This is a genomic window from Streptomyces sp. CB00316 (assembly GCF_001905595.1).
Classification (GTDB): domain Bacteria; phylum Actinomycetota; class Actinomycetes; order Streptomycetales; family Streptomycetaceae; genus Streptomyces.
The window spans coordinates 457,283-483,060 of the sequence record NZ_LIXI01000001.1 but is presented as its reverse complement, the minus strand read 5'-3'; the positions used below and the strand labels follow the sequence as shown (position 1 = coordinate 483,060).

The 25,778-nt window shown below is 69.5% G+C and carries 20 protein-coding genes and 2 tRNA genes; 3 read left to right on the top strand and 19 right to left on the bottom strand.

What is annotated here, in order from left to right; all coding sequences use genetic code 11:
- Positions 1-98 precede the first annotated feature (98 nt).
- The 13 genes from AMK21_RS02070 to AMK21_RS02010 form a co-directional block, all read right to left on the bottom strand.
- Positions 99-878 carry a TIGR03936 family radical SAM-associated protein gene (locus AMK21_RS02070; protein ID WP_073873542.1) on the bottom strand — a complete coding sequence of 260 codons (780 nt, stop codon included), beginning with the start codon at positions 876-878 and terminating at the stop codon, positions 99-101.
- A gap of 125 nt (positions 879-1,003) precedes the next feature.
- Positions 1,004-2,128, bottom strand: a complete 1,125-nt coding sequence (locus AMK21_RS02065) for a hypothetical protein (RefSeq protein ID WP_073873540.1) — start codon at positions 2,126-2,128, stop codon at positions 1,004-1,006.
- A 66-nt stretch (positions 2,129-2,194) separates the two neighbouring features.
- Positions 2,195-4,123, bottom strand: coding sequence for a TIGR03960 family B12-binding radical SAM protein (locus AMK21_RS02060; RefSeq protein ID WP_073873538.1), 1,929 nt, complete (start codon positions 4,121-4,123; stop codon positions 2,195-2,197).
- A gap of 52 nt (positions 4,124-4,175) precedes the next feature.
- Positions 4,176-5,705: a CYTH and CHAD domain-containing protein gene (locus tag AMK21_RS02055; protein ID WP_073873536.1), complete on the bottom strand. Its 1,530-nt coding sequence runs from the start codon at positions 5,703-5,705 to the stop codon at positions 4,176-4,178.
- A gap of 29 nt (positions 5,706-5,734) precedes the next feature.
- On the bottom strand, positions 5,735-6,928 hold the full coding sequence (gene rodA / locus AMK21_RS02050) for a rod shape-determining protein RodA (protein ID WP_073873534.1): 1,194 nt from the start codon (positions 6,926-6,928) through the stop codon (positions 5,735-5,737).
- Positions 6,928-9,147, bottom strand: coding sequence for a penicillin-binding protein 2 (gene mrdA, locus AMK21_RS02045; protein ID WP_073873532.1), 2,220 nt, complete (start codon positions 9,145-9,147; stop codon positions 6,928-6,930). Before mrdA ends, rodA begins: the two co-directional genes overlap by 1 nt.
- Before the next feature lie 99 nt (positions 9,148-9,246).
- Entirely contained in the window at positions 9,247-9,912 is a 666-nt protein-coding gene (mreD, locus tag AMK21_RS02040) for a rod shape-determining protein MreD (protein WP_073873530.1), read from the bottom strand.
- 11 nt (positions 9,913-9,923) lie between these two features.
- Complete coding sequence (gene mreC / locus AMK21_RS02035; protein WP_073873528.1) at positions 9,924-10,952, bottom strand: rod shape-determining protein MreC; 1,029 nt, start codon at positions 10,950-10,952, stop codon at positions 9,924-9,926.
- A 176-nt stretch (positions 10,953-11,128) separates the two neighbouring features.
- Positions 11,129-12,148, bottom strand: coding sequence for a rod shape-determining protein (locus AMK21_RS02030; RefSeq protein ID WP_015608503.1), 1,020 nt, complete (start codon positions 12,146-12,148; stop codon positions 11,129-11,131).
- A gap of 288 nt (positions 12,149-12,436) precedes the next feature.
- Positions 12,437-12,850: a nucleoside-diphosphate kinase gene (gene ndk / locus AMK21_RS02025; RefSeq protein WP_018487161.1), complete on the bottom strand. Its 414-nt coding sequence runs from the start codon at positions 12,848-12,850 to the stop codon at positions 12,437-12,439.
- Between the two features lie 117 nt (positions 12,851-12,967).
- Complete coding sequence (locus AMK21_RS02020) at positions 12,968-13,330, bottom strand: DUF4233 domain-containing protein (RefSeq protein ID WP_073873526.1); 363 nt, start codon at positions 13,328-13,330, stop codon at positions 12,968-12,970.
- 7 nt (positions 13,331-13,337) lie between these two features.
- Positions 13,338-14,861 carry a bifunctional tetrahydrofolate synthase/dihydrofolate synthase gene (gene folC, locus AMK21_RS02015; protein ID WP_030563661.1) on the bottom strand — a complete coding sequence of 508 codons (1,524 nt, stop codon included), beginning with the start codon at positions 14,859-14,861 and terminating at the stop codon, positions 13,338-13,340.
- Between the two features lie 124 nt (positions 14,862-14,985).
- The gene (locus AMK21_RS02010) at positions 14,986-17,607 is read right to left on the bottom strand and encodes a valine--tRNA ligase (RefSeq protein ID WP_073873524.1); all 2,622 of its coding nucleotides are present in this window, start codon (positions 17,605-17,607) and stop codon (positions 14,986-14,988) included.
- A 137-nt stretch (positions 17,608-17,744) separates the two neighbouring features.
- On the opposite strand from AMK21_RS02010, the gene AMK21_RS02005 reads away from it, so the two are divergent.
- The gene (locus AMK21_RS02005) at positions 17,745-18,794 is read left to right on the top strand and encodes a hypothetical protein (protein ID WP_073873522.1); all 1,050 of its coding nucleotides are present in this window, start codon (positions 17,745-17,747) and stop codon (positions 18,792-18,794) included.
- Positions 18,795-18,867: 73 nt separating this feature from the next.
- Here AMK21_RS02005 and clpX read toward each other — a convergent pair whose 3' ends face one another.
- The 5 genes from clpX to AMK21_RS01980 form a co-directional block, all read right to left on the bottom strand.
- A complete protein-coding gene (gene clpX / locus AMK21_RS02000; RefSeq protein ID WP_030563667.1) occupies positions 18,868-20,166 on the bottom strand; it encodes an ATP-dependent Clp protease ATP-binding subunit ClpX in 1,299 nt (432 codons plus the stop codon).
- Between the two features lie 158 nt (positions 20,167-20,324).
- On the bottom strand, positions 20,325-21,008 hold the full coding sequence (locus AMK21_RS01995) for an ATP-dependent Clp protease proteolytic subunit (RefSeq protein WP_073873520.1): 684 nt from the start codon (positions 21,006-21,008) through the stop codon (positions 20,325-20,327).
- Positions 21,009-21,086: 78 nt separating this feature from the next.
- A complete protein-coding gene (locus AMK21_RS01990; protein ID WP_073873518.1) occupies positions 21,087-21,692 on the bottom strand; it encodes an ATP-dependent Clp protease proteolytic subunit in 606 nt (201 codons plus the stop codon).
- Positions 21,693-21,989: 297 nt separating this feature from the next.
- Entirely contained in the window at positions 21,990-23,372 is a 1,383-nt protein-coding gene (gene tig, locus AMK21_RS01985; RefSeq protein WP_073873516.1) for a trigger factor, read from the bottom strand.
- A 151-nt stretch (positions 23,373-23,523) separates the two neighbouring features.
- A tRNA-Pro gene (locus tag AMK21_RS01980) sits at positions 23,524-23,600 on the bottom strand.
- A 166-nt stretch (positions 23,601-23,766) separates the two neighbouring features.
- On the opposite strand from AMK21_RS01980, the gene AMK21_RS01975 reads away from it, so the two are divergent.
- Positions 23,767-23,840, top strand: a tRNA-Gly gene (locus tag AMK21_RS01975).
- 92 nt (positions 23,841-23,932) lie between these two features.
- Here the strand turns inward: AMK21_RS01975 and AMK21_RS01970 are convergent.
- On the bottom strand, positions 23,933-24,127 hold the full coding sequence (locus AMK21_RS01970) for a hypothetical protein (protein WP_026241379.1): 195 nt from the start codon (positions 24,125-24,127) through the stop codon (positions 23,933-23,935).
- A gap of 445 nt (positions 24,128-24,572) precedes the next feature.
- Here AMK21_RS01970 and AMK21_RS01965 point away from each other — a divergent pair, with 445 nt between their 5' ends.
- A complete protein-coding gene (locus AMK21_RS01965; protein ID WP_073873514.1) occupies positions 24,573-25,718 on the top strand; it encodes an acyltransferase family protein in 1,146 nt (381 codons plus the stop codon).
- Positions 25,719-25,778 lie beyond the last annotated feature (60 nt).

Sequence of the window (25,778 nt, the reverse complement as noted above, 5' to 3'; positions counted from 1 at the left end):
CCGCGGTGTTGCGGACGGCCTGGCGAAAGTCTTATGGGTCAGTGCGCGGCCCGACCCAGGTGGCTCCCGAGTCGGAGGGCTGCGCTACAACGACCGCCTTACGCGGAACCTGCACCTTCCGGCGCCGTCGCGACGGCTGCTGTGACCGCGGGATGTGCGGTCGGGGCGGCCTCGCGGTCGGGCGCGAGCGGGTCGGTCACCGTGCCGGACTCCTCGTCGAAGAGCCCCTGCGCCAGCCTCGTCACCGCGGCGGGGACGGGCGGCGCCAGGTCGGCCACAGCGCGGAGACCGGACAGGACGTCGTCGGGTCGCACGGCAGGCGTCACGTGCCGAACAACCAGCCGCAGTATCGCACAGGGCTTGTCCCCCGGCCTATCAGCCGGGGGATCCAGGGCCTGCAGGTCGGCGACGGCGGCGCGGGCGTCGAAGGTCCGGATGCCGTTCTTCGCCTTGCGCTGGACCTCGACACTCCCGGCGGCGTTGAACGCGTCGACGGCTCTGCGGGCCTCGTCGGAGTCCACGCCGTCGAGGCGCATCTCCCAGACGGAGGCGGTCAGCCGCTCGGCGAGGCCGGAGGTGCGGGCCTCCACCGCGTCGGTGATGTCCAGACCGTCCGGCAGGGAGCTGTCGAGCAGCTCGCGCAGGAGGTCGGGGTCGCGTGCCTCGGTGAGGGCGATCTCCAGGAACTCGGCCTCGCTGCCCGTGCCGGTGGGGGCGGCATTGGCGTAGGAGACCTTGGGGTGCGGGGTGAAGCCCGCCGAGTACGCCATCGGCACCTCGGAGCGGCGCAGTGCCCGCTCGAAGGCCCGCTGGAAGTCGCGGTGACTGGTGAACCGGAGGCGGCCGCGCTTGGTGTAGCGCAAACGGATGCGCTGCACTGCCGGTGCGGGCGGCGGGCCTTCGGGCTGTCGCTTGCCCAGTGGTTCTTCTCCTCGGTGCGGGGCGGGCGCTGTGGAGCGCCGCCCACGAAATACGGGGGGGGTCCCCGGGGTGCCGCTCCGGCTCACCCCTGCTTGACGAGTTTCTCGCCCAGCAGGGAGGTCTCGGACGCCTGCGCCGCGCTGGGGACAGTCGTTGTACTACCCAGAGTACGCGCAGGCACCCCCAGCGGTTCCCCGGACCGTGTCCCGCCCGTTCCGCCGACCAGTGCGCGCCAGGCGTCGCGGCGGGCCTGCCGCACGGTTTCCCGCGCGGTGGCGAGGGCTCCGCGGGCGACGCGGCCGGCCTCGGCGGTGGCGCGTCGGGCCGGGGTCCAGAGGACGTCCCGGACGAAGTGGCCGACCGGGGTGCACACCGTGCGGTAGGCCCAGGCCGCCGGTACGCCGATCAGGTGCCCGAAGAGCCAGGCCATCCCCCGGCCCACCGCCCGGGAGAGGTACCCGGCGATCCGCCAGGCGACCTCGGCGGCCTCCGCGATCTCCCGGCCGACCGGGGCGAGGACGCGGCGGTGGAGCCAGGAGGCGGGGGCGACGAGCAGCGTCATGACCAGCCAGGCGACCGCGATCCCGAGCCCGCGCCCGGTGGCCGCGAGTCCCTGCCACACCAGTCCGAGCCACCAGGCCATCGCCTGCCACATCTTGCCCAGCACCCACGCCGTGCCCAGGCCGACCGGGGTGAGGACGGTCCCGTACAGCCACACCAGCGGTACGACCACGCCATACCGCGCGGCCGGGACGAGGACGTGGCGCCACAGGCCCATCGCGGGGACCACCAGCAGCGCGGCGAACAGCCGGGCCAGCCCGGTCCGGAGACCGAGGGCCGCCGGAACCAGCACGGCGACGCCGAGCCACCGCAGGCCACGGCCGAGCGGAGTGAGGACCGAGGTGTACGACCACCTCAGCGGAATCAGCACCAAGGTCCCGATCAGCCACCCCGCGGCCCAGCCGATGCCACCGAACATCCACTCCAGGCCCCGCCCCAGCGCATCGGCCGAGGCGCCGAGGGCCCGCCGGACCGGGGGCAGCACGGTCCGGTCGAAGGCGTGGCAGCCGGCGGCCAGGAGATCCCAGACCATGCGGACGGGCAGGACCAGAAGCAGCACCACGATGCGCACGGGGATCCTGATCAGCCTGGTCAGGGCGGTGTCGGGCTCGTACCGGTCCACGGCCTGGCGCTTGCTGTCGTCCATGCCCTCAAGGACGCGCAGGCCCGGTCCGGGGTTGCCGGACCGGGCCTGCGGAGCGTCAGGGACGCGCTACTTGTTCACCACGCTCAGCGGGAGCAGCTTCTTGCCCGTCGGGCCGATCTGGATGTCCAGGTCGAGCTGCGGGCAGACACCGCAGTCGAAGCAGGGTGTCCAGCGGCAGTCCTCGACCTCGGTCTCGTCGAGTGCGTCCTGCCAGTCCTCCCAGAGCCAGTCCTTGTCCAGGCCGGAGTCGAGGTGGTCCCAGGGCAGGACCTCCTCGTAGGTGCGCTCGCGGGTGGTGTACCAGTCGACGTCGACCCCGAACTCGGGCAGCGTCTTCCCGGCGCAGTCCATCCAGAGGTCGTAGCTGAAGTGCTCGCGCCAACCGTCGAAGCGGCCGCCCGACTCGTAGACCGCGCGGATGACGGAGCCGACGCGCCGGTCGCCGCGCGAGAGCAGGCCCTCGACGATGCCGGGCTTGCCGTCGTGGTAGCGGAACCCGATGGAGCGGCCGTACTTCTTGTCGCCGCGGATCTTGTCCCGGAGCTTCTTGAGCCGGGCGTCGGTGTCGGCGGCGCTCAGCTGCGGGGCCCACTGGAAGGGGGTGTGCGGCTTGGGTACGAAGCCGCCGATGGAGACCGTGGCGCGGATGTCGTTCTGGCCGGAGACCTCGCGGCCCTTGGCGATGACGTTGACCGCCATGTCGCCGATCTGGAGGACGTCCTCGTCGGTCTCGGTGGGCAGGCCGCACATGAAGTACAGCTTCACCTGACGCCAGCCGTTGCCGTACGCGGTGGCCACCGTCCGGATCAGGTCCTCCTCGGAGACCATCTTGTTGATGACCTTGCGCATCCGCTCGGAGCCGCCCTCGGGGGCGAAGGTGAGACCGGAGCGGCGACCGTTGCGGGTCAGCTCGTTGGCCAGGTCCACGTTGAACGCGTCGACGCGGGTGGAGGGCAGCGAGAGGCCGACCTTGTCGTCGGTGTAGCGGTCGGCGAGGCCCTTGGCGATGTCGCCGATCTCGCTGTGGTCCGCGGAGGAGAGGGAAAGCAGGCCGACCTCTTCGAAGCCGGTCGCCTTGAGGCCCTTCTCGACCATTTCGCCGATGCCGGTGATGCTTCGCTCCCGCACGGGGCGCGTGATCATGCCGGCCTGGCAGAAACGGCAGCCGCGGGTGCAGCCGCGGAAGATCTCCACGGACATCCGCTCGTGCACGGTCTCCGCGAGCGGGACGAGGGGCTGCTTGGGGTAGGGCCACTCGTCGAGGTCCATGACGGTGTGCTTGGAGACGCGCCACGGCACGCCGGACCGGTTGGGCACGACGCGGCCGATGCGGCCGTCGGGGAGGTACTCGACGTCGTAGAAGCGCGGGACGTAGACGCCACCGGTCTTCGAGAGCCGGAAGAGCACCTCGTCGCGACCGCCGGGACGGCCCTCGGCCTTCCAGGCGCGGATGATCTCGGTGATCTCCAGCACGGCCTGCTCGCCGTCGCCGATGACCGCGCAGTCGATGAACTCCGCGATCGGCTCGGGGTTGAACGCGGCGTGGCCGCCCGCGAGGACGATCGGGTGGTCCACCGTGCGGTCCTTGGACTCCAGCGGGATGCCCGCCAGGTCCAGGGCGGTGAGCATGTTGGTGTAACCGAGCTCGGTGGAGAAGCTCAGCCCGAAGACGTCGAAGGCGCCGACGGGGCGGTGGCTGTCCACGGTGAACTGCGGCACGTTGTGCTCGCGCATCAGCTCTTCCAGGTCGGGCCAGACGCTGTACGTGCGCTCGGCGAGGACGCCCTCGCGCTCGTTCAGTACCTCGTAGAGGATCATGACGCCCTGGTTGGGCAGCCCGACCTCGTAGGCGTCGGGATACATCAGGGTCCAGCGGACGTCGCAGCTGTCCCAGTCCTTGACGGTGGAGTTCAGCTCACCGCCGACGTACTGGATGGGCTTCTGCACATGCGGGAGCAGAGCTTCGAGCTGTGGGAAGACCGATGCGGCAGACATCTCGCGAACCTTCGTGAGCCGGCTGGGGTGACCATCCAGCGTACCGCGCGGCTCAGTGCTCCAGATCCGCCCTCAGTACGTGGTCGGAGGCGCGGGCCCACACCTCGGGCAGCTCGCGCTCCCGCGCCTCGGCGGTCGCCTCCTCGTGCCCGTACAGAAGTCCCCAGGTGAACGTGGTCTCGCCGGCCGCGTGAGCCTGGATCGCGAGGGTGCGCAGGGCGTCGCGGGCGACCACGCTGTCCTGGTGGTCGCCCAGGACGGACTGGACGGCCTTCACCCGCTCGGCGAACCGTTTCGCGGGCTTTCCGAGGGCGGGCCTGGCCGCGTCGCCCGCGTACCGGGCGCGTTTGGCGGCCTTGCGGGCCTCGTGCATCGCGGCGTCCCGCTCGGGACCCGGCGGGTGCTCCAGGGCGTGCTCCATGCGACGCGCGAGCTTCTTGTAGTCCTTGAGCACCGCGCGGGGCAGCTCCTTGCCGGGGGCGCGGGAGGCGGCGGGGCGCAGGGGCGGGTCAGCGCTGAGCGCGTCCAGGGTGTCCAGGAGAGCCAGATACCGCTTGCCGTCCAGTACGTCGGTGATCCTGCGGCGCGATCCGGTGCGGCGGGCGGCCGACCAGACCTTCAGCCTGCCGCGGACCGGGCCGAGGACCAGGGTTCCGGGGAGGGCCTCGGTGCGGTCGCCCAGGCGCTTGTCGAGGACCTCCTGGTCGCGGTCGACGCCCAGTTCACCGGCGAGCCACTTGAGCTCGGCACCGACCGGGTCGGTGACCTCGCGGTCCAGGACCCTGCGGTAGGTCTTGAAGGCGCTGCGCAGCCTGCGGGTCGCCACGCGCATCTTGTGCACGGAGTCGGGCAGGTCGCGGCGGACGGCGGGGTCGAGGTCGACGATCGTGCGGATCTGCTTGCGTACGTAGGCGAGGACGTGGTCGCCCGCGGTCTGCGGGTCCTGTGCCTTCCGCCTCGCCGGCTTCTTCGGTGCCGGTGCCGTCTCCGCCAGCGCCCTGGCCAGCTTCGACGGCGCCTCCGAGGGGCGCACACCGGCCTTGCGGAGCCGCTTCTCGACCGCGTCCAGGAAGGCGGGGTCGCCGTCGTCGGCGAGTTCGACCTCGATCTCGGTCCAGGTGGCGGTGGTGCCGGTCCCCTCCCCCGCGAGCCGTTCGGCGCAGACGGTGTCGACGCTGACCTCGGCGAGGAGGGCGCCCTCGGGGTCCGTGAGGTGCTGGACGTCACGGGAGGAGAGCAGGCGGACGACGGGGGCCGGTCCGGTGTGGCGGAGGCGGGAGCGGAGGAGCGCGGCGAAGGTGGGCGGCAGGGTGTCGGCGAGCGGTTCGTGGAGCTCGTCCCGGATTCCGGTGGCGACGGGGAACTTCAGGTGCCAGCCCTCGTCGGCCCCGCCGGTCCTGCGGCGCAGGGTGAGGGAGTCGGCGGCGAGGCGGAGGTCGGCGGTGTCGTAGTAGACGGCGTCCAGCTCCGTCACGCCCCGCTTCTCCACCCGGCCGACCCCGGCCACCCGGCTCAGGTCGGGCAGCCGGGTGGCGTCGGTGGCTTCGTACTTCCGCTCGATCTCGCGCTTGGTGTCCGCCATATAGGGACACCTACCCCCGTGAGCCGGATTCAGGCGGACATCGGGCGCTGCACCCTGATCGACTGGAGCAGGCCGATCGCGACCCAGACGGCGAACATCGAGGACCCTCCGTAGGAGACGAAGGGCAGCGGCAGACCGGCCACCGGCATGATGCCGAGCGTCATGCCGATGTTCTCGAAGGACTGGAAGGCGAACCAGGCGATGATGCCGGCGGCGACGATCGTGCCGTACAGCTCGGTCGTCTCGCGGGCGATCCGGCAGGCGCGCCACAGGACGACACCCAGCAGGATGATGATCAGCCCGGCGCCGAGGAAGCCCAGCTCCTCGCCGGCGACGGTGAAGACGAAGTCGGTCTGCTGCTCGGGGACGAACTGGCCGGTGGTCTGGGTGCCTTCGAAGAGACCCGTGCCGGTGAGGCCGCCGGAGCCGATCGCGATCCGGGCCTGGTTGGTGTTGTAGCCGACGCCGGCCGGGTCGAGCGCCGGGTTGGCGAAGGCGGCGAAGCGGGCGATCTGGTAGTCGTCGAGCAGCCCGAGCTGCCAGACCGACACGGCTCCGGCGGCCCCCGCGCCGAGCAGGCCGAAGACCCAGCGGTTGGAGGCGCCGGAGGCCAGCAGGACACCGAGGACGATCACGGCCATCACCATCACCGAGCCGAGGTCCGGCATCAGCATGACGACGGCCATGGGGACGACCGCGATGCCCAGCGCCTTGGCCACGGTCCGGTGGTCGGGGTGGGGCTGGTCGCCCGCGTCGACGCGGGAGGCGAGCAGCATCGCCATGCCGAGGATGATCGTGATCTTCGTGAACTCGGAGGGCTGGATCGAGAAGCCGGCCGGGAGCTTGATCCACGCGTGGGCGCCGTTGACGGTGGTGCCGAGCGGGGTGAGGACGGCGGCGACGAGCAGCACCGAGATGCCGTAGAGGACCGGGACGGCCCCGCGCAGGGTGCGGTGGCCGAGCCAGATCGTGCCGATCATCAGCGCGAGGCCGATGCCGGTGTTCAGGGCGTGCCGGAAGAGGAAGAAGTACGGGTCGCCCTGGGTGAGGTGGTCGCGGTTGCGGGTCGCCGACCAGACGAGCAGCGAGCCGAGGAAGGAGAGCGCGAGCGCGGCTCCCAGCAGCGGCCAGTCCAGCCGCCGGGTCAGGGAGTCGCGGGCGGTCAGCTTGGCCCAGGAGCCCCGCTCGGGGCCGTACCGGCCTACGGAGAAGCCACCAGCCATCAGGGACGCCTCCCGGTCGCCGCGGGTGATCCGGTGAGCCCCGGCTGGCCCGCCGGCTGCGGCACCAGGTTCTCCGGGTCCGCCTCCTGGCCTTCGGGCTGCGTCGGGACGGGGTTGTACGGCTTGATCTTCGGCGCGTGGATCGAGCCGTCGGGCTGGACCTTCGGCAGCGCCTTCTGGGGCTTGGGCAGCAGGGCCTTCTTCACATCCTGGTTGCCCTCGGCGTCGAGGCCGTAGAGCGCGTCGTAGATCTTGCGGACGGCGGGTCCGGAGGCGCCGGAGCCGGTGCCGCCCTGGGAGATCGTCATGACGATCGTGTAGTCGTCGGTGTAGGTCGCGAACCACGAGGTGGTCTGCTTGCCGTACACCTGTGCCGTACCGGTCTTGGCGCGCATCGGGATCTTGTCCTGCGGCCAGCCGCCGAACCGCCAGGCCGCCGTGCCGCCGGGCTCCACCACCGAACGCAGGCCCTTGTCGAGGTCCTTGATGGTCTGGGCGTCGACGGGCAGCTTGCCGGTGGACTTGGGCTTGATCTCCTGGACCGACTTGCCGTCGGGGCTGATCACGGCCTTGCCGACGGTGGGGGCGTAGAGGGTGCCGCCGTTGCTGATGGCGGCGTACGCGGTGGCCATCTGGATGGGGGTGACGAGGACGTCACCCTGGCCGATGGCGTAGTTGATGCTGTCGTAGGCCTTGAGCTGGTTGCCTTCGAGACAGCTCTCGTACGCGATCTGCTGCACGTAGGTGCCGCCCTTCTTGCCCTCCTTGCACCAGGCGTCCTTGTTCGCCTTCCAGAAGTCCTGCTTCCACTGGCGGTCCGGGATGCGGCCCTTGACCTCGTTCGGCAGGTCGATGCCGGTCTCGGCGCCGAGCCCGAAGTCGCGGGCGGTGCGGTAGAACCAGTTCTTGGCGTCCTTCTTGGGCTTTATGCCGCCGTCCTTGACCCACTCCTCGTGGCCCAGACGGTAGAAGACGGTGTTGCAGGAGTACTTGAGCGCGTCGCCGAGGGTGATGGGGCCGTGCCCCTGGGACTCGAAGTTCGCGAAGGTCTGGCTGCCGAGGCTGTAGGAGCTGCTGCAGTTGTAGCGGTCGTCGAAAGCGTGGCCGCCGCGGACGGCGGCGCTCGCGGAGACCACCTTGAAGATGGAGCCGGCGGGCGCCTGGCCCTGGATGCCCCGGTTGAGCAGCGGGTAGTTGGACTTCTTGCTCGTGAGCTTGGCGTACTGCTTGCCCGAGATGCCGCCGACCCAGTCGTTGGGGTCGTAGTCGGGCTGGGAGGCCATCGAGACGATGCGCCCGGTCTTGGACTCCATGACGACGACGGCGCCGGAGTCGGCCTCGTACGCGCGGCCGGTGATCTTGTCGGTCTCGCCCCGGACCTTCTTCATCGCTGCGGCGAGCTCGTACTCGGCGACCGCCTGGACGCGGGCGTCGAGGCTGGTGACGAGGTTGGAGCCGGGCACCGCCGGGTCGTTCTCCGCCTCGCCCATGACGCGGCCGAGGTTGTCGACCTCGTAGCGGGTGACGCCGGCCTTGCCGCGCAGCTCCTTGTCGTACGTCCGCTCAAGTCCCGACCGGCCGACCTGGTCCGAGCGCAGGTACGGCGACGGGCCGTCCTGCGCCTTCTGGATCTCCTCGTCGGTGACGGGCGACAGATAGCCGAGGACCTGCGCGGTCCTCGCCTTGCCGGGTGCGGCGTAGCGGCGTACGGCGGTGGGTTCGGCGGTGATGCCGGGGAAGTCCTCGGCGCGCTCGCGGATCTGGAGGGCCTGCTGGGTGGTGGCCTCGTCGGTGACCGGGATCGGCTGGTAGGGCGAGCCGTTCCAGCAGGGCTGGGGGGTCTTGGAGTCGCAGAGGCGGACCTTGTCCCGGACGTCCTGGGCCTTCATGTCCAGGACGTCGGCCAGGCGGGTGAGGACGCCGACGCCGTCGTCCTTCATCTTCAGCAGCTCGGTGCGGCTGGCGGAGACGACGAGGCGGGTCTCGTTGTCGGCGAGCGGGACGCCGCGCGCGTCGAGGATCGAGCCGCGCACTGCGGGCTGGACGACCTGCTGGACCCCGTTGCCGGCGGCTTCGGCGGTGTACTCGTCGCCGTTGCGGATCTGGAGGTACCAGAGGCGGCCGCCGAGAGTGAGCAGCAGGGAGAAGACGAGGACCTGGATGACGATGAGCCGGATCTGGACCCGCTGGGTCCGCCCGGTCTCGGGAATGTTGCTCACTGGGTGCCCCCGGTGGTGGTCCGGCTGGGGGTACGGGGGTCGTCCCCCGGGAAACGCAGCCTCACGCGGGCCCCCCGGTGTCCTTGACCATGGACGGCTTCACAGTCGCTTGACCCCCTTGATGCGTCCCGCGCGGGCGGCCCGGTTGCGGGCGGCCTTCGCGCGCAGGCCGCCGCGCTGGTTGCCGATGCGCAGCCCGGTGCCGGAGGCGAGCCAGCCCGCGGCGACGTCGTTGCTGCCGCCGGACGCCTCGGAGAGCGGGTCGTTCTCGGTGCGTCTGGCCAGGGCCATGATCAGCGGCACGGTAAAGGGTGCCAGCAGCAGGTCGTAGAGCGCGGCGGTGAACAGCAGGCTGCCCAGGCCCACATGGCGGGCGGCCGTGTCACCGACGAGGGCGCCGACGCCCGCGTAGAGCAGGGTCGAGCCGAGCGCGGCGGCGACCACCACGGCCATCGGGGCGAAGGCCGACTTGAGCTGGCCGTTCTCCGGCCGGGCGAGGCCCGCGAGGTAGCCGATGACGCAGAGCACCAGGGCGTAGCGCCCGGCGGCGTGGTCGGCGGGGGGCGCGAGGTCCGCGAGGAGGCCGGCGCCGAAGCCGATGAGCGCGCCGCTGACGGGCCCGTACACGAAGGCGAGTCCGAGGACGGTGAGGAGCAGCAGGTCGGGGACGGCGCCGGGGAGCTGGAGGCGGGCGAGGACGGATACCTGGACGACGAGGGCGACGACGACCAGGGCGATGGAGAGCAGAGTCCGGTTCAGGCGCATGGGGATCAGCTCTACTCCTGGTCGTTTGCCGCGTTGTCGGGTTGCTGGTCGCCGGCTGCCGTGCCGTCGCCCGCGTTCTCGTTGATGTTGCCGACGACCTTGCCCGAGCCGTCGACGAGGTCGCCGTTGGGCTGCACGGTGACGGTGACCGTGGGGGTCGGCTTGGGCTTCGTCTTGACGGGCTGCTTGGGCAGGACCGTGTCGCGCGGGTCCGAGCGGGGGGCCTGGACGACGACGCCGACGATGTCGAGCTTGGTGAACCCGACGTACGGCTTCACGTAGACGGTCCGGGTCAGCGCACCGCCCGATGGGTCGACACGGACGACCTCGCCGACCGGGACGCCGGGCACGAAGGGCTTGTCCTTGCTGGAGCCGAAGGTGACGAGCCGGTCGCCCGCCTTCACCTTGGCCTTGCCGTTGAGGAACTGGACCGAGAGCGGGCGCGAGCCCTGGCCGGTGGCGAAGCCGAGCTCGTCGGTCTTCTCCATCCGGGTGCCGACGGTGAAGTCCGGGTCGTTGGCGAGCAGGACCGTCGAGGTGCTCGGGCCGACGGTGGTGACCCGGCCGACCAGCCCCTCACCGTTGAGGACGGTCATGTCGCGGCGGATGCCGTCGTTCGACCCGGCGTCGATGGTGATCGTCCAGGAGAAGCCCTGGGCCGCTCCTATGGCGATGACCTCGGCGCCCTTGATGCCGTACTGTCCGGCGCCCGCGTTCTTCAGCATGGCGTCGAGCTGGCGGACGCGGCTGTTGGTGCGGTCGTCGCTGCCGAGCCTGGCCTTCAGCGCGGCGTTCTCCTGCTCCAGGGCGGAGATCCTGTCGTGTCGCTTGCCGGAGTCCCGTACCGCCCCTATGGCGTTGCCCACCGGGTCGACCGCCGTCGCGACGCCGTTCTCGATCGGCCCGAAGACGGTGGCCGCGGCCTGCCGTGCGCCGTCGACCGGTGACCCCTCGCCGCCTCGGATATCCACCGTGATCAGGGCGAATGCGATGGCGATCAGCAGCACCAGGAGCAGCCGGCTCTCTCGTGTGTCCCTCACGTGCGGCGGCCGTGCCTTCCTCGTCGGAATGTTCGTGCCTGTGTGTACGAGGCTGTCGTGACGTCAGCACCCGCGTACCTCGGTACGTGTACGTGTACAGCAACGATCTATATCAACGATCCGGCGGGCGGAGCCGCAGCGTCCGCGCGCCGGATCGGGTGACGGTTCCGGCTGTCCTACCGGCGGGGCTGGGCGTCCAGCACCTGTTGGAGCGCCTCGAACTCCTCGACGCACTTGCCGGAGCCGAGCGCCACGGAGTCCAGCGGGTCCTCGGCGATGTGGATCGGCATGCCCGTCTCGTGGCGCAGCCGCTCGTCCAGGCCGCGCAGCAGCGCGCCGCCGCCGGTGAGGACGATGCCGCGGTCCATGATGTCGCCGGAGAGCTCGGGCGGGCACTTGTCCAGCGTCGTCTTCACGGCGTCGACGATCGCGTTGACCGGCTCCTCGATCGCCTTGCGGACCTCGGCGGCCGAGATGACGACCGTCTTGGGCAGCCCGGAGACCAGGTCCCGGCCACGGATCTCGGTGTGCTCGTCCTTCTCCAGGTCGAACGCGGAACCGATCGTGATCTTGATCTGCTCTGCGGTCCGCTCACCGAGAAGGAGCGAGTACTCCTTCTTGATGTGCTGGATGATCGCGTTGTCCAGCTCGTCACCGGCGGTCCGGATCGACTGGGCAGTGACGATTCCGCCGAGCGAGATCACCGCGACCTCGGTGGTACCGCCACCGATGTCGACGACCATGTTGCCCGTGGCCTCGTGGACCGGCAGGCCCGAGCCGATTGCGGCGGCCATGGGCTCCTCGATGATGTGCACCTGGCGCGCGCCCGCCTGCGTCGACGCCTCGATGACGGCGCGGCGCTCGACCCCGGTGATACCGGAGGGCACGCAGACGACCACCCGGGGGCGGGCCAGGTAGCGACGCTTGTGGATCTTGAGGATGAAGTAGCGGAGCATCCGCTCCGTGATCTCGAAGTCGGCGATCACGCCGTCCTTCAGGGGCCGCACGGCAACGATGTTGCCGGGCGTGCGCCCGATCATCTTCTTGGCCTCGGAGCCGACCGCCAGGATCCCGCCGGTGTTGGTGTTGATGGCCACGACGGACGGCTCGTTCAGGACGATGCCGCGCCCCCTGACGTACACCAGCGTGTTGGCAGTCCCGAGGTCGATAGCCATGTCACGGCCGATGAACGACATTGAGTTCCCCTTGTTCCCCATGAGGATGCGTCGGGCCTTCCCAGGTAGCGAAGATGGCTTGTTCTGGTAGGCGAGGTTGGCGCTGCGGGCGTGGAAGCTTCCATCGTAGTGCCGTATGCACGGACACAGCGCGAGGGTCCTTCGCCGGTGTGGGCGGAACGGCTGTCCGTTCCACCCATGGTGACGTTACGTCGGAGGGATGCGTTCCCGCGAGACCGAACCCTATGCCGAAGGGCGACCGAATTACTTCGGTCGCCCCAGGCAGGCAGCGCTGTTTGGCCGATCGGGTCAGGAAAGTCCCGGAAAGAAAAGCTTCAGTTCTCGCTCTGCGGACTCCTGCGAGTCCGAGGCGTGGATGAGGTTCTCCCGGGTGATCGTGCCGAAGTCACCGCGGATGGACCCGGGCGCGGCGGCGATCGGGTCGGTGGGGCCGGCCAGGGCACGGACGCCCTCGATCACCCGCTCACCTTCGGCCACCAGGGCGACGACCGGGCCGGAGGCCATGAACTCCATGAGCGGCTCGTAGAACGGCCGGCCCTTGTGCTCCCCGTAGTGCTGCTCCAGCGTGTCGTGGTCCAGGGTGCGCAGCTCCAGCGCGGTGATCCGCCACTCCGCCTTGCGCTCGATCCGGCCGACGATCTCGCCGATCAGGCCGCGGCGGACCGCGTCGGGCTTGAGCAGGACGAGGGTGCGCTGGGTCATGTGCGGCTCCTTGCAGACACTACGGGTGCGGTGAGGCGAGATTACAGGGATACGGAGAGGGGTCTGCGCCCGGGTTCACTCAGGGTCACCTTCGGACCCCGGGCACCTGCCGTCAGGTCAGGCCGTGGCCCCGCCGGCCTCCTGCTGCTCCTGCTGGTCCGCCCAGCGGGCCTTGGCCTCGTCGATCTTGCGGCCGTAGTGGATGGAGGCCCACCACAGTCCGCTGAAGACCAGGCCGAGGATGAACATCATCGGGACCACGAAGCCGCTGAGGACCAGCGCGACCTGGAGCGCCCAGCCGAGCTGGACGCCACCGGGCCGGCCGAGCATCCCGCAGAGCAGCAGGGACAGCACCATGCCGGCGCCGCAGATCGTCCAGACCGTGGCCTGGGAGACGTCGTCCAGCTTCATCGCGACGAGTCCGGCGAAGCCGATCACGAAGAACTCACCGAGCAGCGTCGAGGCGCAGAGCGTACGCATCCCTGGCTCAGCCCCTTCCCAGAAGCAGCCGGGCCTCGCCGACCGTGATCACCGATCCGGTCACCAGGACCCCGGCGCCCGCGTACTCGTCGTCCTCCTCGGCCAGCGTGATCGCCGCCTCCAGCGCGTCGTCGAGACGCGGTTCGACCTGGACCCGGTCGTCGCCGAAGACCTCGACGGCGATGGCGGCCAGCTCGTCCGCGTCCATCGCGCGGTCGGTGGAGTTCTGGGTGACGACGACCTCGGCGAAGATCGGCTCGAAGGCTTCCAGGAGCCCGCGCACGTCCTTGTCGCCGCTGGTGCCGACCACGCCGATGAGCCGGGAGAAGCTGAACGCCTCGGAGATGCCGTCCGCCGCGGCCCGGGCTCCCGCCGGGTTGTGCGCGGCGTCCAGGACGACGGTCGGGCTGGAGCGCACGACCTCCAGCCGACCGGGCGAGATCACCGCGGCGAACGCCTTGCGGATGGCGTCGATGTCGAGGGAACGGGCCTGCTCGGCGCCGATGCCGAAGAACGCCTCGACGGCCGAGAGCGCCACCGCGGCGTTGTGCGCCTGGTGGGCCCCGTACAGCGGAAGGAAGATGTCCTCGTACTCACCGCCCAGCCCGCGCAGGGTCAGCAGCTGTCCGCCGACGGCGACCTCGCGGGAGGTGACACCGAACTCCATGCCCTCGCGGGCCACGGTGGCGTCCACCTCGACGGCCTTCTTCAGCATCACCTGCGCGGCGTCCACCGGCTGCTGCGCCAGGATGACCGTGGCGCCCTGCTTGATGACACCGGACTTCTCCCCGGCGATCTCGGCGGGCGTGGTGCCGAGGCGGTCGGTGTGGTCCAGCGAGATCGGGGTGACGACGGCGACCGTGGAGTCGATGACGTTGGTCGCGTCCCAGGTGCCGCCCATGCCGACCTCGACGACCGCCACGTCGACGGGCGCGTCGGCGAAGGCCGCGTACGCCATGCCGGTGAGCACCTCGAAGAAGGAGAGCCGGTAGGGCTGCTGGGCGTCGACCATCTCGACGTACGGCTTGATGTCCTCGTACGTCTCGATGAACCGCTCGGGCTCGATCGGGGAGCCGTCGAGGCTGATTCGCTCGGTGATCGACTGGACGTGCGGCGAGGTGTAACGGCCGGTGCGCAGCTCGAACGCGTTGAGCAGGGCCTCGATCATGCGGGCCGTGGAGGTCTTGCCATTGGTCCCCGTGATGTGGATCGAGGGGTAGGCGCGCTGCGGCTCGCCGAGCACGTCCATCAGGGCGGCGATGCGCGTGACGGAGGGCTCCAGCTTGGTCTCGCCCCAGCGTCCGGCGAGCTCCTGCTCCACCGCGCGCAGCGCCTGGTCGGTCTCGGGGTCGGTGGGTCGGGCGGGGACCGCTTCGCCCTGGGGGGAACCCGCGTAGGTGCGCAGGGTGCGGCTCCCGGCTTCGATCACCGCCAGGTCGGGGTCGCGCTGGGTCTCTTCGCCGACGATCTCCTCGAAGGTGTCGTCGGGCTGGGACGCGTCGTGCCGGTCTGAAGGGCGGGGCTCACTCACGGGGTCCAGTCTACGGATGGGCACCGACATCGCGCGCAGCGCCCGGCAGACTGCCGTGCGGCGGTACGGCGAAGCCCCCGCTACCCCGGTCGGTCGGGGGTGCGGGGGCTTCGCGCTCAGCTGATCAGCTCGCGGGGAGGGCCGCCAGCTGGGCGGAGATCCGCTCGATGTCGGCCTCGGCCTTGGAGAGCCGGCCGCGGATCTTGTCGACCACGTTGTCCGGGGCCTTGGCCAGGAACGCCTCGTTGCCGAGCTTCCCGGTGGCCTGCGCCTTCTCCTTCTGCGCCGCCTCCAGGTCCTTGGTGAGCCGCTTGCGCTCGGCCGGGACGTCGATCGTGCCGGAGAGGTCCAGGGCGACGGTGGCCCCGGCGACCGGGAGCGAGGCGGTGGCGTGGAAGCCGTCGCCCGCGGGCTGGAGCCGCAGCAGTTGGCGGATGGCCGCCTCGTGCGGGGCGAGCGCCGTGCCGGTCAGGGTGAGCTCGGCCGGGACCTTCTGGCCGGGCTGGAGGCCCTGGTCGTTACGGAAGCGGCGGACCTCGGTGACGACCTGCTGGACGAGCTCGATCTCCTTCTCGGCCGCGTCGTCGCGGAAGCCGGAGTCGCCCGGCCACTCGGCGATGACGATCGACTCGCGCCCGGTGAGCGCGGTCCACAGCGCCTCCGTGACGAACGGGACGATCGGGTGGAGCAGGCGCAGCATCACGTCCAGGACCTCGCCGAGGACCCGGCCCGAGACCTCGGCCGGACGGCCGCCCGCGAAGAACGTGGTCTTGGAGAGCTCGACGTACCAGTCGAAGACCTCGTCCCACGCGAAGTGGCGCAGCGCCTCGCTGATCTTGGCGAACTGGAAGTCGTCGTAGAACGCGTCGACGTCCGCGACCGTCTTGTTGAGACGCGACAGGATCCAGCGGTCGGTGACCGACATCTCCTCGACCGGGGGCAGGTCGCCCTCGATCGTGGCGCCGTTCATCAGGGCGAAGCGGGTGGCGTTCCAGATCTTGTTGGAGAACTTCGCCGAACCCTGGACCCAGTCCTCGCCGATCGGGACGTCGGTGCCGGGGTTGGCACCGCGCGCGAGGGTGAAGCGCAGGGCGTCGGAGCCGTACTTGTCCATCCAGTCCAGCGGGTTGACCACGTTGCCGAAGGACTTCGACATCTTCTTGCCGTGCTCGTCGCGGACCATGCCGTGCAGGACGATGGTGCCGAAAGGCGGGACGCCGTCGTTGACGTACAGGCCGAACATCATCATCCGGGCGACCCAGAAGAAGAGGATGTCGTAGCCGGTGACCAGGACGGAGTTCGGGTAGAACTTCGCGAGGCTGTCGGTCCGTTCGGGCCAGCCGAGGGTGGAGAAGGGCCACAGGCCCGAGGAGAACCAGGTGTCCAGGACGTCGCTGTCCTGGGTCCAGCCCTCGCCGGTGGGCGCCTCGTCGTCCGGTCCGACGCAGACGACCTCGCCGTTCGGGCCGTACCAGACGGGGATGCGGTGGCCCCACCAGAGCTGGCGCGAGATGCACCAGTCGTGGAGGTTGTCGACCCAGTCGAAGTACCGCTTCTCCATCTCCTGCGGGTGGATCTTGACCTTGCCGTCGCGGACCGCGTCACCGGCGGCCTCGGCGAGCGGGGCGACCTTGACCCACCACTGGAGGGAGAGGCGCGGCTCGATGGTGGTCTTGCAGCGCGAGCAGTGGCCGACGGAGTGGACGTACGGCCGCTTCTCGGCGACGATCCGGCCGTCGGCGCGCAGCGCGGCGACGATCGCGGAGCGGGCCTCCAGACGGTCCAGGCCCTCGAAGGGGCCCGGGACGGTGATGACCGCGCGCTCGTCGAGGACGGTGATGAACGGCAGGTCGTGGCGGTTGCCGATCTCGAAGTCGTTCGGGTCGTGCGCGGGGGTCACCTTGACCGCGCCGGTGCCGAACTCCGGGTCGACGTGGTGGTCGGCGACGACCGGGATCGTACGGTCGGTCAGCGGCAGCTTGATCTGCTTGCCGATCAGGTGCTGATAGCGCTTGTCGTCGGGGTGGACGGCGACGGCGGTGTCACCGAGCATCGTCTCGGCGCGGGTGGTGGCGACGACGATGGTCTCGTCACCCTCCCCGTACGTCATGGAGACGAGCTCGCCGTCGTCCTCCTGGTACTCGACCTCGATGTCGGAGATCGCGGTGAGACAGCGCGGGCACCAGTTGATGATGCGCTCGGCGCGGTAGATCAGCCCGTCGTCGTACATCTGCTTGAAGACGGTCTGGACGGCCTTGGAGAGGCCCTCGTCCATGGTGAAGCGCTCACGGGACCAGGCGACGCCTTCGCCGAGGCGGCGCATCTGGCCGGAGATCTGGCCGCCGGACTCGTTCTTCCACTGCCAGACGCGCTCGACGAAGGCCTCACGGCCCAGGTCGTGGCGGGACTTGCCCTCCTTGCCGAGCTCGCGCTCGACGACGTTCTGGGTGGCGATTCCGGCGTGGTCCATGCCCGGCTGGTAGAGCGCCTCGAACCCCTGCATCCGCTTCCGGCGGACGAGGGCGTCGATCAGGGTGTGCTCGAAGGCATGGCCCAGGTGGAGGGAGCCGGTGACGTTCGGCGGCGGGATGACGATGCTGTAGGGCGGCTTGTCGCTGTGCTCGTCGGCTTCGAAGTAACCACGCTCTACCCAGCGCTCGTACAGCTTCCCCTCTACATCGGCCGGCGCGTACTGGGTCGGCAGTTCGGGGTTGCTGGCTGGCTGCTGCGATGAGTTCTCGGTCACGGGGGACAGTTTAGGGCCGTCACAGCTCTGCACTGAAACGGATTGGTTCAGTAACGGTGTCCGGGCCGATGGCCCATGTCAGGGCGGCTTCCGTCAGGATGTTCGCAACGCATAAAAATTCTGGAGGGGACACCGCAATGAGCTACAACCAGCCGGGCCCGTACGGTGGGCAGCCGCCGCAGGGCCAGAGCGGACCGTACGGACAGCAGCCCGGGCCGTACGGCGGTCCGCCGCCGCAGGGCCCCCCGCAGGGCCAGCCCGGCTACGGCTACCCCCAGCAGGCCCCCCAGGGCGTCCCCCCGCAGCAGCCCGGCCCGTACGGGCAGCAGCCGCAGGGGCAGCCCGGTCACGGCACCCCGCCGCAGGGCCAGCCCGGCTACGGCTACCCGCAGCCCCAGCAGCCCGGCCCGTACGGGCAGCAGCCGCCCACTCCCCCGTACGGCGGTCAGCCGGCGTACGGGGGGCAGCCGCCGTACCCGCCGCAGCAGCCGAAGAAGAAGATCGGGCTGATCGTGGGGGCGTCCGTGCTGGCGCTGGCGGTCATCGGGGCCGGGGTCTGGTTCTTCGCGGCGGGCGGCGCGAGCAACAGTGACGTGGCCGACTCCACCAAGGGCTACAAGCTGACGCCGGCCGCCTCCGTGGACGACTACGCGAAGGACCCGTCCAAGCCTGACCGGTCCGGCCCGCTGACGGGGAAGTCGAAGACCGATGCCGAAGCCGCGGGCGTCAAGGACCCGCAGCAGGCCGGCGCCCAGTACCAGAGCGGTTCGAAGGACAACCCGCTCACGCAGAAGATGCTCCTGCTCCAGGGGTACTGGGGCGAGGTCGAGGACCCGGCCAAGGTCATCAACAATTCCTTCGGCGACGCCGAGAAGAAGATGAGCGAGAGCAGCAACGGCGGCAAGGTCTCGCTCATCGGCAGCCCCAAGGACGTCAAGCCGGCCGGTTTCGACGGCGCTCTGATGCGGTGCCAGGACATCAAGACGATCAACGACAAGGCCGACGGCACCCTCGCGAAGGGGCCGAAGGAGGTCATCACCCCGGTCTGCATCTGGGCCGACTACAGCACCGTCGGAATGGTCCTCGCCGTGGACATCGGCGGTGCCCTGACCGGCAAGGGCATCCCCCAGGACGACGTGGCCGCCCTCGCCGCCAAGCTCTACAACACCTCGCGCACCAAGATCTGACCCGCTCAACCCCGAAGGGGCGCCCACCGGTTGACCGGTGGGCGCCCCTTCGGCGTAGGAAACCGCGCTGTCGCTACGCGGACTTCTCGTGGCGGCCGCCGTCGTTCTTGCCGATCGTGCGCGGCTCGCGCGGGACCAGCGTCGGGTTGACGTGGTTGCGGACGACGTCCGGCGTGATGACCACGCGGGCGACGTCCTTGCGGGACGGGACCTCGTACATCACGGACTGGAGGACTTCCTCCATGATGGCGCGCAGGCCGCGCGCTCCGGTCTGGCGCAGGATCGCCTGGTCGGCGATGGCCTCCAGCGCCTCGCGCTCGAACTCCAGCTCCACGCCGTCGAGTTCGAAGAGGCGCTGGTACTGCTTGACCAGGGCGTTGCGCGGCTCGATGAGGATCTGGAGCAGCGCCTCGCGGTCCAGGTTGTGGACCGAGGTCAGCACGGGGAGGCGGCCGATGAACTCGGGGATCATCCCGAACTTCACCAGATCCTCCGGCATGACCTCCTGGAACTGGTCGCTCGCCTGGATCTCCAGCTTGGAGCGGATCGTGGCGCCGAACCCGATGCCCTTGGCGCCGGCCCGGGACTCGATGATCTTCTCCAGTCCGGAGAAGGCGCCGCCCACGATGAACAGCACGTTCGTCGTGTCGATCTGGATGAACTCCTGGTGCGGGTGCTTCCGTCCGCCCTGCGGCGGCACGGAGGCGGTGGTGCCCTCCAGGATCTTCAGCAGGGCCTGCTGGACGCCCTCGCCGGAGACATCGCGGGTGATCGACGGGTTCTCGCTCTTGCGGGCGACCTTGTCGATCTCGTCGATGTAGATGATCCCGGTCTCGGCCTTCTTGACGTCGTAGTCCGCCGCCTGGATCAGCTTCAGCAGGATGTTCTCGACGTCCTCGCCGACATAGCCGGCCTCCGTCAGCGCGGTGGCGTCCGCGATGGCGAACGGGACGTTGAGCATGCGGGCCAGGGTCTGCGCGAGGAGCGTCTTGCCGGAGCCGGTGGGGCCCAGCAGCAGGATGTTCGACTTGGCGAGCTCGATCGCGTCCTCACGATTCGCGCCGCCGCCGTTCTCCCCGGCCTGGACCCGCTTGTAGTGGTTGTACACCGCGACCGAGAGGGCCTTCTTCGCGGGCTCCTGCCCGACGACGTACCCCTCGAGGAACTCGTAGATCTCGCGGGGCTTGGGAAGCTCTTCCCAGCGGACCTCGCTCGTCTCCGCGAGCTCCTCCTCGATGATCTCGTTGCAGAGATCGATGCACTCGTCGCAGATGTACACACCGGGTCCCGCGATGAGCTTCTTCACCTGCTTCTGGCTCTTGCCACAGAACGAGCACTTGAGCAGGTCGCCGCCATCACCGATGCGTGCCACGAGGTTGCTTCCCCTTCGCCTGGGAGGCCGCCTGGTTCAGCGGCTCCTGGTGCCTCTATCCGACGGTACCTTGCCTGGGCCCCCGTTCGGGCCCCCCTTGGCACGGTTCACACGGCCGAGACCGTGCAAACGGAATGTGCCAAGGGGAAAGACCGACGTCAGACCGATGCGCCCGCGGTCGTCTTGCGGGTGGACACGATCTGGTCGACGAGCCCGTACGCCAGGGCGTCCTCGGCCGTGAGGATCTTGTCACGCTCGATGTCCTCGCTGATCTTCTCCAGCGGGGTCGTCGAGTGGCGGGCCAGCATCTGCTCCAGCTGCGTACGCATCCGGAGGATCTCGTTGGCCGCGATCTCCAGGTCGGAGAGCTGCTCGCGGCCCGTCTGCGAGGACGGCTGGTGGATCAGGACGCGGGCGTGCGGGAGCGCCATGCGCTTGCCCGGGGTGCCGGCGGCGAGCAGGACGGCGGCGGCGGAGGCGGCCTGGCCCATGCAGACCGTCTGGATGTCCGGCTTCACGAACTGCATCGTGTCGTAGATCGCGGTGAGCGCGGTGAACGAGCCGCCGGGGCTGTTGATGTAGATCGAGATGTCGCGGTCCGGGTCCATCGACTCCAGGCAGAGCAGCTGCGCCATGACGTCGTTGGCCGAGGCGTCGTCGATCTGGACGCCGAGGAAGATCACGCGCTCCTCGAAGAGCTTCGCGTACGGGTCGTACTCACGCACACCCTGCGAGGTGCGCTCCACGAAGCGCGGGACGACGTAGCGGTTGTCCACCTGCGGGCCGGTGTAGAGGCCGCTCGCGGAGACGCCGGAGAAGTTGTTCATGTGGGTGTTCACCATCCTGGTGGCGTTCTGTGGGCTGGGGGTCTCGGCGTACGAGAGGTGTGCGGGAGGTGCTGCCGGTCCGGGGGAACCGGATCAGGCACCCGTGCCGCCGCCGCCCGGGATACCCGACGCGACCGTGATGATCTCGTCGATGAGGCCGTAGTCCTTGGCCTCCTCCGCCGTGTACCAGCGGTCGCGGTCGCCGTCGCGGATGATCGTCTCGATGGTCTGGCCGGAGTGGCGGGCAGTGATCTCGGCCATGCGCGTCTTGGTGCGGAGCAGGTACTGGGCCTGGATCTTGATGTCCGATGCCGTTCCGCCGATACCGGCCGAACCCTGGTGCATGAGGATGTCGGTGTTGGGGAGCGCGAAGCGCTTGCCCGCGGCACCGCCGGTGAGCAGGAACTGGCCCATCGAGGCCGCCATGCCCATCCCGATGGTGACCACGTCGTTCGGGATGTACTGCATGGTGTCGTAGACCGCCATGCCGGCCGTCACCGAACCACCGGGGCTGTTGATGTAGAGGTAGATGTCCTTGTCCGGGTCGGCGGCAAGGAGCAGGAGCTGTGCGGTGATCTTGTTGGCGATGTCATCGTCGACCTGCTGACCGAGGAAGATGATGCGCTCGCCGAGCAGTCGGCTGTAGACCTGGTCACCGAGGCCTCCACCGAGGGACGGCTCTCCGGCGGCGTAGGGCATCAGATTCGTCACGTATCCACCTGCTCGTCTCTGACGGCTCCGGCCGTCTCAGCGTCTTCGTACCGGGCGGGTGAGGGACTCCCCCACCCTTCCTCTTCATGGACCCTAACGCGCAGGTGGGACAACGCCATCCCGGTTCCGCAACTGTTCGCTGGGAGCGCAAGCTCCGCAGGGGGCACAGGGGTTCCGGGGCCGCACAGCGATGCGAGGGATACGGCGACGGGCCCCGGACGCGTGTGGTGCGTCCGGGGCCCGTCGTGCCGGTCAGCGCGTGGCCGGCGTCGGACAGCGCGAGGCTCAGGCCTCGTTCTTCTCCTCGGCCTTGTCCTCGGTGGTGGCCTCGGCGGCCGCCTCCGTGGTCTCTTCCTCGTCGTCCTCGAGGTCGACGACCTCACCGTTGGTGTCGACGACCTTGGCGGCCTCGACGACGACGGCGAGCGCCTTGCCGCGGGCGACCTCGCCGACGAGCATCGGCACCTGGCCACCCTCGACGACGGCCTGGGCGAACTGGTCGGGGCTCATGCCGGAGGAGGCAGCACGCCGCATGAGGTGCTCGGTGAGCTCCTCCTGGTTGACGTTCAGCTTCTCCTTGTTGACGAGCTCGTCCAGGATGAACTGGGTCTTGATGCCCTTGATGGCCTGCTCGGAGGTCTCGTTCTCGAACTCCTCCAGGGTCTTGCCCTGGATCTCGAGGTACTTCTCGAGGTCGAGACCCATCTGACCGAGCTGGTGGTGCTCCAGGTTGTGCTTGCGGGTCTGGACCTCGTCCGCGAGCAGCTTCTCCGGGATCGGGACCTCGGCGAGCTTCAGCAGCTCCTCCAGGACGCGCTCCTGGGCCTGGGTGGCCTGGTCGTACTGCTTGGTGGTCTCCAGGCGCTTGCGGCTGTCGGCCTTCAGCTCCTCCAGCGTGTCGAACTCGCTGGCCATCTGGGCGAAGTCGTCGTCCAGCTCGGGGAGCTCACGGGCGGCGACGGCGGTGACCTTGACGGTGACCTCCGCGGCCTTGCCCTCGGCGGAGCCGCCCTTCAGCTCGGAGGTGAAGGTGGCCTCGCCACCGGCCTCCAGGCCGGTCACGGCCTCGTCGATGCCGTCGAGGAGCTCGCCGGAACCGATGGTGTACGAGACACCCGCGGCCACGCCGTCCTCCAGGACCTCGCCGTCGACCTTGGCCTCCAGGTCGATCGTGACGACGTCGCCGTCGGCGGCGGCGCGCTCGACCGGGTTGGTGGAGGCGAAGCGCTCGCGCAGCTGCTCCACGGCCTTCTCGACCTCTTCGTCGGTGACCTCGAGGGCGTCGACGGTGACCTCGATGCCGGAGTAGTCCGGAATCTCGATCTCGGGGCGTACGTCAACCTCGGCGGTGAAGGCCAGCAGCTCGCCGTCCTTCAGCTCGGTGATGTCGACCTCGGGCTGGCCGAGGACGTTCAGCTCACCCTCGTTGACCGCCTCGGTGTAGAACTTCGGGAGGGCGTCGTTGACGGCCTCCTCCAGCACAGCACCGCGGCCGAACCGCTGGTCGATGACCCGGGCGGGGATCTTGCCCTTGCGGAAGCCCTTCACCGTGACCTGCTGGTTGATCTTCTTGTACGCCGCGTCGAGGCTGTCCTTGAGCTCCTCGAAGGGCACCTCGATGCTGAGCCGAACCCGAGTCGGGTTCAGGGTCTCCACGGCGCTCTTCACGGTTCGGTCTCCTTGGTGGCTGACTTCTTGGGGTTCTGCTGGGCCGCCTGATTGGTGGCTTCGCGGACCGAGCCCGGTACATCAGACACACGGGCACGCAATTTGCATAGTAACGGCAAGGGGGAGGACTCCCACAATGCGATCTTGCCGGTGGTCGGGGTGGCCGGATTCGAACCGACGACCTTCCGCTCCCAAAGCGGACGCGCTACCAAGCTGCGCCACACCCCGTCGGTGCGACACGTAGGGTACATGCACCGGAGCCGCGCGTCGGCCGCTTTACGGGGTGGCCGGGGAGCGGCGGTCCGGCGGCCGTGTCAACGGGTGTGCGGAGAGCGCCCCCGACCCGCTACGATGCTTTCCGTGCCGCGGTCCCCGGACCTGCGGTGCACCGCTCGCGGGCGTAGCTCAATGGTAGAGCCCTAGTCTTCCAAACTAGCTACGCGGGTTCGATTCCCGTCGCCCGCTCCACGCCTGGGCCCGGTCCGACGTCACCGTCGGACCGGGCCTCTTGCGTACACGGGCCGCGCGGCGGTCGCGGCCGCCCCTCAGGAGTTGGTCCTTCAGAAGCTGATCTGGTTGATCGTGTCCGCTATCGAGTTCATGAACCTGTTGATCGACGGGGCCATGCCGGTCGACGCCAGGAAGAACCCGAAGAGCACGGCGACGAGGGCGGGGCCGGGCTTGATGGAGCCCCCACGGATCAGCACCACCAGGATGACCGCGAACAGCAGCACCATAGACAGTGAAATAGCCACGTCTGATCACACCCTCGGTCGGTCCGCCTTGCCGGCCCGGAAACGTGCACCACTGCGCGCCCCGTCGCACCCATCGTGCCACCAACTCCCCGGTGTCTGCTGCCGGGTGACGGATCACACTGACGGGATCCCGCCATCCTGCCCAGCTCACCGGGGCTCCACGCCGGACACCCGCACTTCCGCCGCGTAATCCGTGGGGCCACATATTCGCCGACTCCGGCCACGGCGACCGTTTCCCTATCCCCACAGGTCGTTCACAGGGAATTCGAGCCGCCAGGCGCAACGTAATTCACTCGCCCAACTCCCCGCCGATATGCCCTGTTTAAGCGGGATCAAGCGTGTCATAGCGGGCAGTGTTCGACTGATTCACCTGCGAATGAAGGGGAACACGCGATATCTCAACGCGGTTTTACGCGCGGCAATCGACGGGTCTAAGGTGCCTCAGATGTTCCAAGCTCCGAGCGTATTCACAAGGGCCCCGCTCCCCCCGGTGACCCGGGAGCCGGAGCCCGGACGCGAGCAGACACCCGCCCCCACGACCGCCGCCCCGACCCGCACCGGAGCGCCGCCGACAGCGCCGCAGCGGCGTGATCCCTACTTCGACAACGTGAAGTACCTGGCCATCGTCCTGGTCGCGGTGGCGCACGCCTGGGAACCGGTGATGGACGGCAGCCGGGCCGCCCGGGCGCTCTACATGATCGTGTACACGTTCCACATGCCGGCCTTCATCCTCATCTCCGGCTACTTCTCCCGTACGTTCGACATGTCCGCGCCCAAGGTGAAGCGCCTGATCACCGGGGTCGCCGTGCCGTACGTGCTGTTCGAGACGGCCTATTCGCTCTTCAAACGGTACGTGGACGACGCACCCGACACCTCCATCAGCCTGGTCGACCCGCTGTACCTGACGTGGTTCCTGATCGCCCTGTTCATCTGGCGGGTCACCACGCCGGTCTGGCGCACCCTGCGCCACCCGCTGCCGGTGGCGCTCGCCATCGCGATGCTGGCCTCGATCTCCCCCGACATCGGCGACGACCTGGATCTGCAGCGGGTCTTCCAGTTCCTGCCGTTCTTCGTCCTCGGTCTGCTGATGAAGCCCGAACACTTCCAGCTGGTCCGGCGCCGCGAGGTGCGACTGCTCGCCCTGCCGCTGTTCGCGGGCGCGCTGCTGTTCGCGTACTGGATCGCCCCGCGCATGCAGCTCGGCTGGCTCTACCGCGCCAACAGCGCCCAGGAGATGGACGCTCCGTGGTGGTCGGGTGCGGTGATGTCCCTGGCCCTGTTCGGCTGCGCCCTGGCGCTGACCATCGGTTTCCTGGCATGGGTACCGCGCCGGAAGATGTGGTTCACGGCGCTGGGCGCCGGGACGATCTGCGGCTATCTGCTCCACGGCTTCCTGATCAAGGGTGCCGTGTACACGGGCCTGTTCGACCGGCACACCTGGCTCTCCGGCCCCGTCGGCCTGGTGATCGTCTCGGTCGTGGCCGCGGGCGCGGTGACGCTCATGTGCTCGCCGCCGGTGGCCCGGACCCTGAAGTTCGCCACCGAACCGGACATGAAGTGGGCGTTCCGGAAGGATCCGGCGAAGCGCTGAACCCGTTCCTCTGCTCGCTCTCCTGCTTTTCGATCCACCCGTGGCGGCGGCCGCGGGTGG